This is a genomic window from Streptomyces sp. NPDC058291, from assembly GCF_042880855.1.
Taxonomy (GTDB): domain Bacteria; phylum Actinomycetota; class Actinomycetes; order Streptomycetales; family Streptomycetaceae; genus Streptomyces.
Window position 1 is genome coordinate 53,307 of sequence record NZ_JBHVYK010000030.1, and the last position, 16,617, is coordinate 69,923.

The 16,617-nt window shown below is 74.1% G+C and carries 11 protein-coding genes; 5 read left to right on the forward strand and 6 right to left on the reverse strand.

Going from position 1 to position 16,617, the window contains the following annotated elements:
* Window positions 1–195: 195 nt before the first annotated feature.
* Window positions 196–1,428, reverse strand: coding sequence for an LCP family protein (locus tag ACFVYK_RS17645; RefSeq protein WP_389774503.1), 1,233 nt, complete (start codon window positions 1,426–1,428; stop codon window positions 196–198).
* A 459-nt stretch (window positions 1,429–1,887) separates the two neighbouring features.
* Complete coding sequence (locus ACFVYK_RS17650; protein ID WP_389774505.1) at window positions 1,888–2,646, reverse strand: TIGR03089 family protein; 759 nt, start codon at window positions 2,644–2,646, stop codon at window positions 1,888–1,890.
* Window positions 2,647–2,786: 140 nt separating this feature from the next.
* Between ACFVYK_RS17650 and ACFVYK_RS17655 the strand changes: the two genes are divergently transcribed.
* Both ACFVYK_RS17655 and ACFVYK_RS17660 read left to right on the forward strand, forming a co-directional pair.
* Window positions 2,787–4,340 (forward strand): peptidoglycan recognition protein, encoded by a 1,554-nt coding sequence (locus tag ACFVYK_RS17655; RefSeq protein WP_389774508.1) that lies wholly within the window; start codon window positions 2,787–2,789, stop codon window positions 4,338–4,340.
* A 231-nt stretch (window positions 4,341–4,571) separates the two neighbouring features.
* Window positions 4,572–5,654 carry a sugar phosphate nucleotidyltransferase gene (locus tag ACFVYK_RS17660; protein WP_389774511.1) on the forward strand — a complete coding sequence of 361 codons (1,083 nt, stop codon included), beginning with the start codon at window positions 4,572–4,574 and terminating at the stop codon, window positions 5,652–5,654.
* Window positions 5,655–5,827: 173 nt separating this feature from the next.
* Here ACFVYK_RS17660 and ACFVYK_RS17665 read toward each other — a convergent pair whose 3' ends face one another.
* The 4 genes from ACFVYK_RS17665 to ACFVYK_RS17680 form a co-directional block, all read right to left on the reverse strand.
* Entirely contained in the window at window positions 5,828–6,832 is a 1,005-nt protein-coding gene (locus ACFVYK_RS17665) for a DNA-3-methyladenine glycosylase family protein (RefSeq protein WP_389774513.1), read from the reverse strand.
* Window positions 6,833–7,091: 259 nt separating this feature from the next.
* Window positions 7,092–8,405, reverse strand: a complete 1,314-nt coding sequence (locus ACFVYK_RS17670; RefSeq protein ID WP_389774516.1) for a coenzyme F420-0:L-glutamate ligase — start codon at window positions 8,403–8,405, stop codon at window positions 7,092–7,094.
* On the reverse strand, window positions 8,402–9,361 hold the full coding sequence (cofD, locus tag ACFVYK_RS17675) for a 2-phospho-L-lactate transferase (RefSeq protein ID WP_389774518.1): 960 nt from the start codon (window positions 9,359–9,361) through the stop codon (window positions 8,402–8,404). The genes ACFVYK_RS17670 and cofD overlap by 4 nt, the downstream gene beginning before the upstream one ends.
* 187 nt (window positions 9,362–9,548) lie before the next feature.
* A complete protein-coding gene (locus ACFVYK_RS17680) occupies window positions 9,549–10,094 on the reverse strand; it encodes a cysteine dioxygenase (RefSeq protein WP_389774521.1) in 546 nt (181 codons plus the stop codon).
* A 729-nt stretch (window positions 10,095–10,823) separates the two neighbouring features.
* Between ACFVYK_RS17680 and ACFVYK_RS17685 the strand changes: the two genes are divergently transcribed.
* From ACFVYK_RS17685 to ACFVYK_RS17695, 3 genes are all read left to right on the forward strand, one after another.
* Window positions 10,824–11,093 (forward strand): WhiB family transcriptional regulator, encoded by a 270-nt coding sequence (locus tag ACFVYK_RS17685; RefSeq protein ID WP_069768511.1) that lies wholly within the window; start codon window positions 10,824–10,826, stop codon window positions 11,091–11,093.
* A 242-nt stretch (window positions 11,094–11,335) separates the two neighbouring features.
* Complete coding sequence (locus ACFVYK_RS17690) at window positions 11,336–15,028, forward strand: glycosyltransferase (protein WP_389774523.1); 3,693 nt, start codon at window positions 11,336–11,338, stop codon at window positions 15,026–15,028.
* Window positions 15,025–16,587, forward strand: a complete 1,563-nt coding sequence (locus ACFVYK_RS17695) for a DUF5719 family protein (protein WP_389774526.1) — start codon at window positions 15,025–15,027, stop codon at window positions 16,585–16,587. The genes ACFVYK_RS17690 and ACFVYK_RS17695 overlap by 4 nt, the downstream gene beginning before the upstream one ends.
* Window positions 16,588–16,617 lie beyond the last annotated feature (30 nt).

Sequence of the window (16,617 nt, forward strand, 5' to 3'; positions counted from 1 at the left end):
AGGCGCTCGGGTCTCGGTCACACGGTGCGCGACCCCAGGAAGGACCTCGCGGCCGGGTGCACCGGATCGCTCACACTATCCGCCCAGTTCAGCGTCGAGCGACGGCCGTGACAAATTCCACGCCCCTACAACCGGGCAATTCGCCCTATTTCTTGGAACTCCTGTTCGTCGGTAGGGCTGTGCTTGGCAAGCGCTTTACCCGCAGTCGTCTCCGGCCGCGGTGTTGCCGCGGAAGGTGGGAGCGGGCGGACTGGGCGAAACCGCCCGGAAAGCCTTGTCGTTCGCCGAGCGGGCCCGGTACGGCCCGTAGTCGCCCGGCCGCGCGGCGGGGGATTTCGTGGGAACTTCCTGAGAAACCGCCACCGGCGTGTCCGTCCGCAGCCGCTCGAACAGTTTCTCCGCCTCGGGCTCCACGAGCTGGTCGCGATTGGCGTTGTAGACGTACGACTCCCGTGGAACGGTCAGGAATTGCACATGTTCGGTGGGAATGTCCCCTAGGTCGCGCACAAGTTCATACAGTCCGCGCAGACTCGCGAGATCCGGGTCGGTGGTCAGGGACGACGTGGCCGCGTCCAGCACCGGATACAGCTTCACCGGGTTCAGCAGGACGTCATTGCTCTGCACCTTGTTGACGAGCGCCCCCAGGAACCGCTGCTGGCGGTCCATCCGGCCGGTGTCGCTGCCGTTGCCGAGCGACTTGCGGGCGCGCACGTACCCGAGGGCCTGTTCCCCGTCGAGCGTGACCTTCCCGGCCGGCAGCCGCAGCCGGGCGGCCTTGTCGCTGATCGGCTCCGACAGGCAGACCTGCACCCCGTCCACGGCGTCGACCATGTCCTTGAACCCGCTGAAGTCGACGACGACGTGATGGTCGATCCGCACCCCGGTGAGCTTCTCCACCGTGCGGATCGTGCAGGCCGAACCCCCGGCCTGGAAGGCGTAGTTGAACATCACGAACGTCGGCTCGGTGCGCGTCCCGTCCGGCCGCCGGCACCCCGGCACGTCCACCATCAGGTCGCGCGGCAGGGACACGGCGGTGGCGCTGCGCCGCCCGGCCGCCAGATGCAGCAGGATCGTCGTGTCCGACCGCTCGGTCCCGGAGTCGCGCCCGTACTCGTCGTTGCCGTCCCCCGACCGCGAGTCCGACCCGATCAGCAGGACGTTCTGCGCGCCCTTCACCAACGACGTCGGCCGCTCCTTCGCGTACCGCGCGAGCTCCGCCGCGGCCGCCTCGTCGGGCGTGATGTTCCCGTCGAGCTTCACGTAGACCGCCCACCCGGCCACCCCGGCCCCCAGGACGATCACCGCCACCGCCCCCGCCCCGTACCGCGCCCACCGCCGCCGGCGCCGTCGCGCGAGGCCCCGCCCGTCGGCGGACGCCCCCGTCCCCGGCCCGAGGGGCCCGCCGTCCCGCCCCGCGCTGTGCGTCACGCCCGATCCCCCTCCCGCTGCCGTGCCCGGCCCGCTCCCGCCTCGGCGCACGAGCGCGTCGAGCCGCTCCTACGACGATGGCGCGAGCGGGGCGGCGCAGACGCCTGGGAAGGGCCGGACGGGTGAGGCCTTCGAGACGACGACCGTCGGTGAGGGGCGGGCAGGACCGGGGGCGGCGTCTCCCGGGTGCGCGCCGAAGGTCAGACGGGGGAGCGCAGAGGACCCGCCGGGACGCCCCGGGCTGCCAGGGGCACGAAGCCGACGAGGGTGAGCCAGAGGGAGGATTCCGCCCCTGCGAGACTCGGCAGCAGCCCGCCGAACCGGGCGGCCCCCGGCGTCACCGCCCGCACGGACCCCCGGGTGGCGTCACCCGCCCGCACGGCCCCCCCCGGGTGGCGTCACCGCCCGCACGGACCCCCCCGGGTGGCGTCACCGCCCGCACGATCAGCCCCCGGGCGGCTACCGGGCCGTCGCCGTCACCCGTTCGCTCTCCACCCGGCGAGCCACGGTCTCCTCGTCGGCCTGCGCCAGGTTCCGGCACAGCACCACGGAGCCGCCGCTCGCCAGCGGCGCGTACAGTCCGGCGCTCAGCCCCTCCCAGGTGTCGTACGGCAGCCCCGACAACAGCCGGGAGTCGGGCCCGGTCAGCCCCAGTGCCGAGGCCTCGGCCCGCGCCCGCTCCACGATCTCGGCGCCGGTGTACTCGGCCCCGGCGACGATCAGCGCGGGCTCCTCCGGATCCACCGGGGCGTACGGCGCGAACCGGTCCCCGAAGCTCGGGACGTCCACCGCGTAGTCGTCGTACCCCTGCGGAGGGCCCGGCACGAACCGCCGCCCGAGCGGGGCCAGCGACAGCGCGTACCGCTCGCCCCGGCAGGCCAGCCCCGCCTCGAACCGCCCGGGCCCGGCCACGACGAAGTCGGCCCGCGACGGATCTCCGGCCACGTCCGCCACGACCCCCGTCGACGAACACGCCAGCAGCCACACCGCCGTCTGCCAGTGCGCGGGCAGCAGCAGCGCGACCCGGTCGCCCGGCTGTGCGGACAACCCGTCCTGGAGGAGGTTCGCGGTCTTGGCCACCCAGTTGGCGAAGGTGGCCACGGACAATTCGACCCGCTCGCCCGTGGCGTCGTCGTAGAACGTCACCAGGGGGCGCGCGGGATCCGCGGACAGTGCGGAACGCAGCAGGTCGGCAGGGGTGCGATCGGTGGCAGTCACCCGCAGAAGCGTACGCGCCGCACCGGCCGTCGCACCGGCCGCCGGGCCTTCGCGAAGCCACCGGTTCGGCGGAATGCACGCCGACGCCCCGTCAATTCCCCGATGGACAGATATGTATGACTATGTCCACGATCGTTGGCATGCGTGGATTGCTTGCTTCCTCGATCGGCGTCACCTGCGCGGCGGCTCTCGCCCTCCCGCTGACGCCGCCCGCCGACGCGGCGACGGTGCGACCTGCACCGGCCGCGGAGGCGGCGTCCGCCGGAACCGCCGCGGCCACCAGCCCCGACGCCCGGACCACTGCGACCCGACCCGGCCTTGCCGGCCTACCCGGTCTCCCGGGCAGCACCCAGTCGCTGCCCCTCGCCCCCCTCACCGGTGACCGCGCCGGCGGCGGCCCCGGCCAGGGCCTGTCCCGCCGCGAGGTACGCCACTTCTCCCTCCTCGGGGTCGTCTGGGACGACCCGTCCACCGAACTCCAGGGCCGCGTCCAGGTCCGCACCCGCCCGGCCGGCGGCGACGCCTGGACCGGCTGGCAGGACGTCGACACCCACAACGCCGACCACGGCGCCGACCCCGGCACCACCGAGAGCGCCTCGGGCCGGGTCCGCGGCGCCACGGCCCCGCTCTGGGTCGGTGACTCCGATGGCGTCGAGGTCCGCGTCCGCCCGGATAACGAACACCGCACGGAGGAGACGGGCCGCGGCGCCCGCACCCTCTCGGCCGTCGTCCCGCTCCCCTCCGGCCTGCGCCTGGACCTGGTCGACCCGGGCGAGGCGGCCCCCGAGCACGCCCCGGCGGGCCCCCCGCGCGGGGCGCTGCCCCCCGAAGCCGACCCGTCGGGCGAACCCGAACCACCGGACGGAACCGAGCCACCGGACGGAACCGACGCCGGGACGACCTGGGAGAACGCCGGCCCGCCGGGAACGACCGAGACGTCCGCCGAGGCCCTCGCGGCCTCCGCCGCCAACGAACCCCTCGCCGCGCTCGGCGCCCTGGAGATCCCCGCCCTGGACCGCCCGGCCACCGAGGACGAGCTCTTCGCGCTGCGCGGCGACGAGTTGACGCAGGCCCAGCGGACCAAGCCGTACATCGGCCCGCGCCCGACCATCGTCACCCGCCGCGGCTGGGGTGCCGACGAGAGCCTGCGCGAGAGCGGCTTCCGGTACACGACGAAGGTCAAGGCCGCGTTCGTGCACCACACGGCGTCGGGCAACAGCTACACGTGCGCCCAGGCCCCCTCCGTCATCCGCGGCATCTACCGCTACCACGTCAAGAGCATGGGCTGGCGGGACATCGGCTACAACTTCCTCGTCGACAAGTGCGGCACGATCTACGAGGGCCGCGCCGGGGGAGTGGCGGAGCCGGTTCTCGGCGCCCACACCCTCGGGTTCAACACCAACAGCATGGGGGTCGCCGTCCTCGGCACCTTCGGCAGCGCCCAGCCCACCGCCGCCACGGTCGACGCCGTCGCCCGCCTGACGGCGTGGAAGCTCGGCCTCTTCGGCGCCAACCCCAACGGAAAGACATACCTGACGTCCGGGGGTGGCAATCTCTACGGAAAGGGAAAGAGCGTACGGCTGAACGTGATCTCGGGCCACCGGGACGGGTTCGCCACGGAGTGCCCCGGCAAACAGCTCTACGGCAAACTCGGCTCGGCCCGCTCGACCGCGGCGCGCTACCAGGGGCGCTGAACCGGTAGGTCGCGCTCGGAGCTCCGGGGCCCGCCGGGGCCCCGGAGGCCGCATGCCCCCGAACGGGCGGAGCGCGCATCCGGATGGGGGCACATTCCGTAGCCGTCGGAGGGACAGTCCGCCGGGACCGGGACACAACGCCCCTGGCCTGGAAGTCGCCACACAAGGGTCTGCATACACTGGCCGGCCGAATGACAGTTCGGCCGGTCCCGGCAGGAAGCAGAGACGAAGGTGACTGAAGCGATCCTCCTGGTCGGCGGCAAGGGCACCAGGTTGCGCCCCCTCACGGTGCACACGCCCAAACCCATGGTCAGGGCGGCGGGGGTGCCGTTCCTCACGCACCAGCTGGCGCGGGCGCGAGCGGCGGGCGTGGACCACATCGTCCTGGCGACGAGCTATCTGGCCGAGGTCTTCGAACCGTACTTCGGCGACGGCTCGGCCCTGGGCCTGCACATCGAGTACGTGACGGAGGACGAACCCCTCGGCACCGGCGGCGCGATCCGCAACGTGGCGTCGCGCCTCACCTCGGGCCCCGAGGACCCGGTCCTGGTCTTCAACGGCGACATCCTCACCGGCCTGGACATCGCCCGCCTGGTGGACACCCACGAGACGACGGGAGCGGACGTCTCCCTGCACCTCACCCAGGTGACGGACCCGCGGGCGTACGGGCTGGTCCCCACCGACGAGACGGGCAGGGTCCTGGCGTTCCTGGAGAAGCCCCAGAGTCCCGAGGAGATCGTCACCGACCAGATCAACGCGGGGGCGTACGTCTTCCGCCGCTCGGTCATCGACACGATCCCGGCCGGCCGCCCGGTGTCGGTGGAGCGCGAGACGTTCCCCGACCTCCTCTCGGCCGGAGCGCACCTCCAGGGCATGGTCGACTCGACGTACTGGCTGGACCTCGGCACCCCGGCGGCGTTCGTGCGCGGCTCGGCGGACCTGGTCCTGGGCCGTGCCCCCTCTCCCGCCGTCCCCGGCCGGTGCGGCGACCGGCTGATCCTGCCGACGGCGCGGGTCGCCCCCGACGCGAAGCTGACGGGCGGCACGGTGGTGGGCGAGGGCGCGTTCGTCGCCGAGGGCGCGCGGGTCTTCGGCTCGACGATCCTGCCCGGCGCGGTGATCGAACCCGGCGCGGTGATCACCGACTCGCTCATCGGCGCCCGGGCCCGCGTCGGCGAACGCTCCGTCCTCACCGGCACGGTCATCGGCGACGGCGCGGTCGTCGGCCCCGACAACGAACTCCGCGAGGGCGCGAGGGTGTGGTGCGACGCGAGGATCCCGGCGGGCGCGGTCCGCTTCTCGTCGGACCAGTAACCCGATTTCCGGTGACCGGCGGCTCCCGGGGTCCGCTCGGTTTCGGTGACCGGCGGGACCCGAGGCTCGCTCGGTTTCGGTGACCGGCGCGGCCCGAGTTTCCCCTGCGGATCGGGCAGGGGCGGTGGGGGCGAGACCCCCTCGCCCCGCCCCCGCCTACGCGGTGCGGTCCCTCACAACGTCCCGATGTCCCACCTGGGCATCTTCGGCACCCGCCGGGCCGGCGTCTGCCCGCTCAGCAGGATCAGCCGAGCCGCGCGGTGCCGTTGCCCGGCGTACGGCTCCAGCAACTCCAGCATCACCGCGTCGTCGGCGTCCCGGTCCCGCGCCAGCGCCCACCCCACGATCCCCGGCAGATGCAGGTCCCCGACGGTCACCGCGTCCGCGGCGCCATGACTGCGCTGCACGGTCTCCGCGGACGTCCACGGCCCGATCCCCGGCACGACCTCCAGCCGCGCCTGCGCCTCGGCCGGAGCCATCCGCATCGCCTCCTCCAGCCGCCCCGCCACGCGCACGGCCCGCAGGATCGTCGACGCCCGCTTGTCGTCGACCCCCGCCCGATGCCACTCCCACGACGGAATCAACGCCCAGGTCCGCGGCGCCGGCATCACCCACAGCCGCCCGCCCGCCGCGGGCCCCGGCGCCGGCTCGCCGAACTTGCGCACCAGCAGCCGCCACGCCCGGTACGCCTCGTCGGTGGTGACCTTCTGCTCCAGCACCGACGGGATCAACGACTCCAGCACCAGCCCGGTCCGCACCAGCCTGAGCCCCGGCCGCCGGTGCCGGGCCATCGCCACCAGCCGGTGCCGGGGCTCGAACTCCTCCGGCGTATCCGCAGCGCCGAGCATCTCGGGCAACTGCTCCAGCAACCACTCGGCCCCCGGCCCCCACGCCTCGCCGCGCACCGCGCCGTCGCGCGCCCTCACGCGCAGCGTCCCCGGCCCGGCGGGGGTGAGGCTGGCCCGCCACACGGACCCGTCCGGCGTCGCCCGGAACGTAGGGTCACCCGGCCCCCGGCGCAGCGGCCCGAGCACCAGCCCGAGTTCGACGGGCCCGTCCGGCGCCCAGTCGCGCACCCGCCCGGGGGCGGACGCCTGCCGCGGCACACCCGCGGGCACACCGACCTGCCCGCCGCGCACGGTGGTGCGCGTGGGCCGGGGAGAGAAGCGTCCTGCCACGTGGAAGTCCCGGGTCATACGGAAACGGCTGCTACGAGAGTAGGCGCACCCGTCCGCCCACCACCTCGCGGACCACCCGAGGGTCACGAACGTCTCACCCCCACGCGACGGGCCAACCGCGCCGAGACCTCCCCTCCTCCGCCCTCCTCCGCCCGCGTCGGCCCGCGGACCGCTCCGGCAGCGGACCTCCACCGCGGAGCCGGGGGCCCGGGCGGCCGCTCCCGCGCCCCCGGCGCCTCCTCCTCGAACGCCCTCGCCGTCAGCGCACCTCGACGAAGTCGGCCACCTCGCGTTCCGGCCGGGTCCGGGGCTCCTGCGCCGGGTGCCCGACCGCCACGGCTCCCATCGGGTCCCACTCCTGCGGCAGCGCGAGCACGTCCCGGACCACGTCCCGGCAGAACATCGTCGACGACACCCACGCGGAGCCCAGCCGCTCCCCGGCCAGCGCGACCAGGAAGTTCTGCACGCCGGCTCCGGTCGCGACCACGAACATCTCCCGCTCGGCCGCGTCCCGCCGTGCGTCGCCGTAGGTGTGCGACCCGTCCATCACCAGACACGGCACCACGAGGTACGGCGCGTTGCGCAGCACGTCCCCCCGCCGCACCCGCTGGGCGATGGACTCCTCGGACTTGCCGTCCCGCCGCAGATCCGCGATCCACGCGTCCCGCATCGCGTCCAGCAGCCGGGTCCGCGCCTGCGGCGACTCCAGCAGCACGAACCGCCACGGCGTCGTGTGATGCGGGGCCGGCGCGGTGACGGCCGCCGCCACCGCCCTGCGCACCGCGCCGGGATCGACCGGCTCGTCGGTGAAGGACCGCACGGTCCGCCGCTGGGTGACCGCCAGCCGCACCGCCTCCGAGGTCCCGAGCCGGAACATGTCGTCCCGCGCCCCCCGCACGAGCGCCCGGGCGCCCTCCTCGGCGCCCTCGGTCCCGACCAGGCGCCCCAGACCGCGCACCACGGCCACCGGAAGCCCGGCGGCCTTTCCCTTCACGAGGTCGCCGGCGGCGGCCAGCTCGTCCGCCGTGGCGACGACCGTCGCGCTCAGCGCGTTGCCGAAGGCGTCCGCGCCCCCGCGCAGATCGTCCAGCACCCGCACCCCGGCGGCGCCGATCGCCACGTCGGTGAGCCCCGCCCGCCAGGGCCGCCCGAAGGTGTCGGTGACGACGACCCCGACGTCCACGCCGAGTTCGGCGCGCAGCCCGTCGCGGATCGCCCGCGCCGACGCGTCCGGGTCCTCGGGCAGCAACAGCACAGTCCCCGCAGGGGTGTTGGAGGCGTCGACCCCGGCGGCGGCCATGATCAGACCCTGCCGGTTCTCGACGATCCGCAGGGGCCCGCGCCGGGCCACCACCCGGACCGTCTCGGCGTCGATCGCCGCCTCCCGGTCGTCCGCCCGGACGGTCCGCCCCTCCGCCTTGGACACGATCTTCGAGGTGACCAGCAGGACGTCCCCGTCGGCGAGACCCGGCTCGGCGGCGGCGATCAGCTTGGCGAGGCCGTCTCCGGCCCGCACCTCGGGCAGCCCGGCCACGGCCCAGACCCGGTAACCGCCCTCCCAGGACTCGCTCACGCGCCCCGCACCTCCTCCGCCAGTCGCAGCGCCTCCCGGGCCATCTGCGCCGTCGCGTCGAGGTCGCTCATCATCAGCGGCACGGCCCGGCAGCGGATCCCGGCCGCCTCCACGCGTTCCACGGTGCCGGCGTCCACGGTGTCGACGAGCCAGCCGTCGAGCAGTCCCGGGCCGTAGTGCTCGGCCACCGCCGCGGCCGTCGACTCCACGCCGACCGCCGCGAGCACCTTGTCGGCCATGCCGCGCACCGGCACGTCCCCGACGATGGGGGACAGGCCCACCACCGGCACCCCGGCCTCGGCGATCGCCTCGCGGATGCCGGGCACCGCGAGGATCGTGCCGACCGAGACCACCGGATTCGACGGCGGGAACAGCACGAGGTCCGCCTCCGCGATCGCCTCCAGCACCCCCGGCGCCGGCTTGGCCTGTTCCGCGCCTACGGGCACCACCGCCTCCGCCGGCACCGACGCCCGCAGCCGCACCCAGTACTCCTGGAAGTGCACGGCCTTGCGCTCACCGTCGACCTGGACGGCCACATGGGTCTCGACGCGGTCGTCCGTCATGGGGATCAACCGCACGCCGGGCTTCCACCGGTCGCACAGCGCCTCGGTGACCGCGCTGAGCGGATACCCGGCGCCGATCATCTGCGTCCGCACGATGTGCGTGGCGAAGTCCCGGTCGCCCAGGCCGAACCAGCCGGGCCCCGCGCCGTACGCGGCGAGCTCCTCCTTCAGATGGAAGGTCTCCTCGGCCCGCCCCCAGCCCTGTTCCTCGTTGATGCCGCCGCCGAGCGTGTACATCACCGTGTCGAGGTCCGGGCAGACCTTCAGCCCGAAGAGATGGATGTCGTCGCCGGTGTTGCCGATGACCGTGACGTCCGCGTCCGGCACGGCCTGCTTCAGACCGCGCAGGAACCGGGCACCGCCGATGCCGCCTGCCAGAACCACAATGCGCATGGGAGCAAGTCTCGCAGGCGGCCGGGACAGCGCGACGGGCGGTTGTGGACTACCGCCCGCCTGTGGACGACCCGGCCGCCCGTACGGGTGAACGGCGTCCGCCGCCCGCCGCCGAGGCGCGTCGCCCACCCGTGGAACGCCGCCCGAACGCCGCCCGCCCAGCCGGGACGCGGGACGCGGGGCGCGGCTACGCGCTGACGGGGTTCGCGGGGCCGTACGTCCCGGGGGCGGCGCACGCCATCGCGGCCGCGTCGGCGGCGCCCGGGCGGGACTGCGGGTGCATCGGCATCTCCGTCAGCCCCGGGAAGTAGACGTGCAGGCTCACCGCGGGCTCCAGCGCGTCGTTGACGACCTCGTGCGCGTACCCCGGCGCGAACACGCGCTGCGTCCCGGCCCCCAGCACCCGCTTGCCGCGTTCGGTGCGCTCGGTCAGCTCCCCGTCCAGCACGGTGAGCACGCCGCAGGAGCGGCCGTGGTCGTGCAGTCCGCTGCCCTGGCCGGGCACCCAGGACAGCAGCCACACCTCGTAGCCGGGGCCGGTGCGCAGCAGGTGGTACCAGCGGGACGTCGCGTCGTAGCGCACCAGGTGTTCCCACCGGGCGCGGTCGGCGGCGACGGAGCGGGCGAGGCCGGCGAACTCGGCCACGGTGGCCGGGTGCTCGCGCGGCGCCTGCAGGAGGTGGGGGACTTCGAGGATGTCGCCGGCGATCTGGAGGTCGCTGTCGCTGTTCATGGATGCGTGGTTCCTCGGCGGAAGAGGCGGCAGTGGTGGGGGGCTCGCTGGGTGTCACGGACCGTCCGCCCGGATCACGGGGGAACAGGGACGCCCTGGTGTGGGCCGGAGGGAGACAGCAGCCGAGTCGCGGTGGACTCGACGGGTGCAGCCGGAGCGCGTTGGGCTCAACAGCTGGTACGGCGACAACAGCTACAGCGAACGAGGGCAGCACCGTGGGACCCGGCGGAGCCGGTCGAGGTGAGTGCCAAGTTCGCGAGCATGCCCACAAGGACACCGGTTCACACCCGCACTGTCAACTCGGCACCCGGTATGTGGGACGTGGTTCACCTCATTCGGTTTATCTGCGAGGTGAAAGGTTTGTGCAGGGGGTGACCGGGACACATGGCGCACAAGCCGGGCGCGCGAGCCTGCGGCGATCCCGTGATCCGACTGTGATCCGGTTCGCTTCCGCGTGCGTGCCGCAACGGGATCGAACCTCCGGGCGTCTTTCCCCGTACAGGCGTGTGCGGGGCGGTGGCCCTCCGGGGCTCCATCTGCTTGTCAAGGTTTATGGCGATTTGAACACTTTCCGCATGGCCTTGGTTCCGCAGAGTGAATAAGGGGCCCAATAGCAGATCTCGGCTTGACTCGCCCGGAGCAGCACACTTGTAATTTCACTCGTGTCGTTCAGCCGGAATCGGTAACGGCCACGTCACGGGGACGCGAAAGACAGAGCGAGGGGCGCACATGACCGAGCTGGTGCAGCAACTGCTGGTCGACGTCGACGACGCGGACGAGGAACTCGGCTGGCAGGAGCGCGCACTGTGCGCCCAGACCGATCCCGAGTCCTTCTTCCCCGAGAAGGGCGGCTCCACCCGCGAGGCGAAGAAGGTCTGCCTCGCTTGTGAGGTCCGCTCCGAATGCCTGGAGTACGCCCTCTCCAACGACGAGAGATTCGGCATCTGGGGCGGACTGTCGGAACGGGAACGCCGCAGGCTGAAGAAGGCGGCGGTCTGAGGACCGTCCACGCCCGACCGGCGCGACGGACGGCGCCGCGGCGGCAGGACGTCCCGATACCGAGGCGCATCGAGACGCATCCGGGCACGAGGGCCCGAACGGCCCGTCGCAGGTGGGTTGTCCACAGGCGGCGGGCCGTCGTCCTGCCCAGCCGATAGTGTGGGCGCTCGTCCGAGACACCCCGCCGCCCCCATACGGCGCAGGCGTCCACCGCAGTCCACCGAACCGGGGCCCGTACCTCGATGTCCGTGCACAGCCACACGGCAGCCCGTCAAGACGGCGCTGCCACACCTGAGTTCCCGCGTCATGTCGTGACCGCGGTGATCGTCTCCCACGACGGCGCCCGCTGGCTGCCCGACGCGCTCGCCGGGCTGCTCGGCCAGGAGCGCCCCGTCCAGTCCGTGATGGCCGCCGACACCGGCAGCTCGGACGACTCCGCGCGGCTGGTCACCGAGGCCCTCGGCGACGACCGCGTCCTGCACCTCGCCCGCCGCACCGGATTCGGCCAGGCCGTCGAGGAGGCCAACCGCACGGCCCCCCTCCTCACCCCCGAGGAACTGCCGTACCTCAAGCGCCCCAGCGGCTGGGACCCCGTCACCCGCACCTGGCGCGACGACGCCCACGACCTGCCGGAGCTCCCGCACGGCGAGCCCGTCCAGTGGCTGTGGCTCCTGCACGACGACTGCGCCCCCGAACCGGACGCGCTGGCCGAACTCCTGCGCGTGGTGGAGAACGAACTCGAACTGGGCCGTGACGACGTCGCCGTCGTCGGCCCCAAGCTCCGCGGCTGGTACGACCGCCGCCAGCTCCTCGAGGTCGGCGTCACCATCGCCCACTCCGGCCGCCGCTGGACCGGCCTGGACCGCCGCGAACAGGACCAGGGCCAGCACGACCACGTCCGGTCCGTGCTGTCCGTGTCCACCGCAGGCATGCTGATCCGCCGCGACGTCTTCGACCGGCTCGGCGGGTTCGACCGCCGGCTGCCCCTGATGCGCGACGACGTCGACCTGTGCTGGCGCGCGCAGGCCGCAGGCCACCGCGTCCTCATCGCCCCCGAAGCCGTCGTACGGCACGCGGAGGCGGCCTCCCGCGAGCGCCGCGCCGTCGACTGCGCCGGCCGCACCACCGCCTCCCCGCACAAGGTCGACAAGGCCGGCGCCGTCTACACCCTCCTCGTCAACAGCCGTACCGCGCTGCTGCCCTGGATCCTCGTCCGCCTGGTCCTCGGCACGCTCCTGCGGACCGTCGCCAACCTCGTCGGCAAGGTCCCCGGCCAGGCCCTCGACGAGATCCGCGGCCTGCTGAGCACCCTGCTGCGCCCCGAGCGGATCATCGCCGGCCGCCGAAGGCGCGGAAAGCCGACGGTCGACAAGGACGAACTGCGCGCCCTGTTCCCGCCGCCCGGCGCGACCGTACGGGCCACCGTCGAGCAGGCCGTCGGCGACTTCTTCGGCTCCTCCGACCCCGAGGCCGTCTCCGGAGCGGGCCGGCACGGCGGCGCCGTCGAGTCCGGACCCGGCGGCGACGACGCCGACTTCCTGGAGATCGAGCAGTTCGCGCGCCTCAAGCGCATCGCCCGCAAGCCCGGTCCGGTGCTCTTCCTGGTCCTGCTGCTCGTCTCCCTCGTCGCCTGCCGCAACCTGCTCGGCGGCGGCGCGCTCGCGGGCGGCGCCCTGCTGCCCGCCCCCGCGGACGCCTCCGATCTGTGGTCGCGCTACGTGGACGCCTGGCATCCGGTCGGCGTGGGCGGCACCCCCGCCGCCCCGCCCTACCTGGCGATCATCGCGACCCTGGCCACCCTGCTGTTCGGCTCGACCGGCCTCGCCCTCACCCTGCTGCTCGTCTGCTCGGTGCCGCTGGCCGGCTTCACCGCCTACTTCGCCTCCCGCCCCCTCGTCGAGTCACGCCTCCTGCGCGCGTGGGCGGCCGTCGTCTACGCCTTCCTGCCCGCCGCGACCGGCGCCCTCGCCGGCGGCCGCGTCGGCACCGCCGTCCTGGCCGTCCTGCTGCCGCTCATCGCCCGCGCGGGCGCCGCCGCGAGCGGCCTGACGCAACGCTCCGGCGGCCGCGGCAGCTGGCGCGCCACCTGGGCCTACACCCTGCTGCTGACGATCACCACCGCGTTCACGCCGATCGTCTGGCCCATCGCCCTCGTCCTCGGCCTCGCGGTCCTGGCCGTGCGCCGCCGCGAGATCACCGCCTACGGCCCGCGCTTCCTGGCCCAGCTGGGCACCCCCCTGCTGGTCCTCGCGCCCTGGTCGCTGTCCCTGTTGCCGTTCGGCTTCTTCACCCAGGCCGGCCTCGACTACGGCCCCTCCACCGCCACCGCGTTCGACCTGCTCGGCGCGAGCCCCGGCGGCCCCGGCACCGTCGACGGCCTGATGCTCATCGGCGTCGTGCTCGCGGCGCTGGCCGCCCTGCTGCGCTCCGAACGCCACTTCGGCGTCTGGACGGCCTGGGCCGTCGCCCTGGTGGGCCTCGTCTTCGCGGTGCTGTCCAACGACTCCACCTGGGCCGGCCCCGCCACCCTGGTCTACGGCATCGCCCTCCTCGCCGCCGCCGTCATCGGCGCCGACGGAGCACGCACGCGTGTCGCCGAACAGAGCTTCGGCTGGCGCCAGCCGGTCGCCGCGCTCATCGCCTTCGCCTCCGCCGCGGGCCCGCTGCTCGTCGCCGCCGGCTGGATGATCGCAGGCGCCGACGGCCCGCTGCAGCGCCGCGACCCCGTCCAGGTGCCCGCGTTCGTCGCCGAGGAGGCCGGCGACCGCGACCAGGCCCGCACCCTCGTCCTCGACAGCGACGCCGCCCACGTCGGCTACATGTTGGTCCGCGGCTCCGGCGCCCGCCTCGGCGACGCCGAACTCGCCGCCGCCGACGGCGAGAACAAGCAGCTCGACAAGGTCGTCGCCAACCTCGTCGCCGGCTCCGGCGCCGACCAGGCCGACCAGCTCGGCAAGTTCGCCGTGGGCTACGTCCTCGTCCACAAGGGCGCGCCCCGCGAGGCCACCCGCGTCCTGGACGCCACACCCGGCCTGAAGCGACTCAGCCAGCAGGACGGCAGCGCCCTGTGGCGGGTCGGCCAGGAGGTCTCCCGAGCCGCCGTCGTCGCCGACTCCGGCAAGGGCGCGGCCACCCCGGTCGCCGCGGGCCCCGTCGACATCCACACCACCGTCCCCGACGGCTCCGGCAACCGCCTGCTGCGCCTGGCCGACGCCGCCGCCGACGGCTGGACGGCCACCCTCGACGGCAAGGCCCTCACCCCCACCACCGTCGACGGGTGGGCCCAGGGCTTCGAACTCCCCGCCTCGGGCGGCAGGCTGGACGTCACCTACGACGACCCGTTCACCCACACCGCCTGGCTGTGGGCCCAGGGCCTGCTCGCGCTCGTCCTCGTCGTCCTCGCCCTCCCCGGCCGCCGCCGTGACGTCGACGACGACCTCCCCGAGGAGGAGCCGATCCCCGCCCAGGCCGTCGACGGTGAGGGCCGCCGCGCCCGCCGCCTGCGCGCCCAGGCCGAGGCCGAGGCCGAACCCCAGGAAAGCGGCCCGGACGACGGGTTCGCCCTCCCCGCGCAGGAACAGCCCCCCACCGCGGTCCCGCAGCAACAGCCCTACGGCGACTGGGACCGGTCGGCCTACGCCGGCGCCGAGTACGGCGGCTACCCGGGCGAGCAGTACCAGGGCGACCAGTACCCGGGCGCCCAGCAGTACCAGCAGGGCGGCTACGACCAGCAGGCCTACGACCCCTACCAGGCAGGCCAGTACGACCCGTACGCCTACGACGGCCAGGCCCGGCAGGCGTCGTACGACCAGACCTACCAGCAGCAGGGCTACGACCCGTCGGGCTACGGCCAGGGCGGGTACGACCCCGCCCACGACCCGGACCGGCGCCCCCACGACACCGGCGACGAGCGTCCCGACGGGAGCCAGCAGTGAACCGCACCACCCTGTCCCTGATCGCCGGCACGGCCGCGCTGGCCGCCGTCACCGGGTTCGCCGCGCTCGACCAGCCGGACGTCCCCGGCCAGGACACCGCCAAGGCGGCCGCCGAACTGCCCGTGGAGCGCACGAGCCTGCTCTGCCCCTCACCCAGCACCTCCGACCTCGCCGAGACGTCGTACACGTCCTTCACGCCGGTCACCAAGGGCGCCGGCGACGACGGCAGGGCCGAACTGGTCCCCGCCGCCGAGGAGTCGGCGGACCCGGCGAGCGGCGCTGCGAGCGGCAAGCCGAGCGGGAAGCCGACCGGCAACGCGAGCGGGAAGCCGACCGGCAAGACGAGCGGCAAGAAAAAGACGGCCGTGAAGCCCGTCATCACCCCCAAGGCGCCCGGCGCCCCGGCCGTCGGCGACACCACGGGCGGCGACGCGCCCGCACTCCTGGGCACCGCCGAGGGCCAGTTCGCGCCCGGCTGGACCGTCCAGGAGACCACGGAGGTCGCCGCGGGCAGCGGCCGCGGCCTGCAGGGCCTCGCCTGCTCCGCCCCCGACACGGATTTCTGGTTCCCCGGTGTCAGCACGGCCGCCGCCCGCACCGACTACGTCCATCTCACCAACCCGGACGACTCCGCCGCCGTCGTCGACATCGAGCTCTACGGCAAGGACGGCGCCCTCGCGACCACGGCGGGGGAGGACCTCACCGTCCCCGCCCACTCCAGCGAGCCGATCCTGCTGTCCACGCTCACCAGCGAGAAGCAGGAGGACCTCACCGTCCACGTCAACGTCCGCGGCGGCCGCCTCGGAGCCGCCGTGCAGGCCCTGGACGACAAACTCGGCGGCGACTGGCTGGCCGCCGCCACCGACCCGGCGCCCGCCCAGGTCATCCCGGGCATCCCCAAGGACGCCACGGCCGTCCGCCTGGTGGCCTACGCCCCGGGCGACGCGGACGCGGACCTCAAAGTCCAACTCGCCTCGCCCTCAGGGCTGATCACCCCCGCCGGGCACGAGACGGTGCACGTCAAGGCGGGCCGGACGGTCTCGGTCGACCTGGGCGACGTCACGCGCGGCGAGGCCGGATCCCTGATCCTCACCCCCACCGACCAGTCGGTGCCGGTCGCCGCCGCCGTACGCGTCCTGCGCGGCAAGGGCGACGCCCAGGAGTCCGCGTTCATCCCCGCCACCGCCCCGGTCGGCCGCCGCGCGTCCGCCGCCGGCAACAGCGCCAAGGGCGCCACCCTCTCCCTGACCGCCCCCGAGGGCGCCGCCAAGGTCAAGGTCACCGCGTCCGCCGGCAGCGGCGGCGGCACGGCCGTCTCCAAGACGTACACGGTCCGCGCCGGAACCACCCAGGACGTCGAACTCCCCGTCCCCACCGGCCTGAAGGGCAGCTACGCCCTGACCGTCGAAACCCTCACGGCCACCCCGGTCTACGCCTCCCGCACCCTGACGTCCACCCGGGAAGGCGTCCCCGGCTTCACCGTCCAGACCCTGCCCGACGACCGCGGGACGGTGTCGGTGCCCCAGGCCGACGAGGACGTCACGGTGCTGCAGAAGTAACCCGGAAGGGCCGCAGGGGCCCCGGACGAA

Coding starts and splice junctions, on each gene's coding strand:
- ACFVYK_RS17690 (WP_389774523.1), top strand. CDS start 11,336: ATGTCCGTGCACAGCCACACGGCAGCCCGTCAAGACGGCGCTGCCACA.
- ACFVYK_RS17655 (WP_389774508.1), top strand. CDS start 2,787: ATGCGTGGATTGCTTGCTTCCTCGATCGGCGTCACCTGCGCGGCGGCT.
- ACFVYK_RS17680 (WP_389774521.1), bottom strand. CDS start 10,094: ATGAACAGCGACAGCGACCTCCAGATCGCCGGCGACATCCTCGAAGTC.
- ACFVYK_RS17685 (WP_069768511.1), top strand. CDS start 10,824: ATGACCGAGCTGGTGCAGCAACTGCTGGTCGACGTCGACGACGCGGAC.
- cofD (WP_389774518.1), bottom strand. CDS start 9,361: ATGCGCATTGTGGTTCTGGCAGGCGGCATCGGCGGTGCCCGGTTCCTG.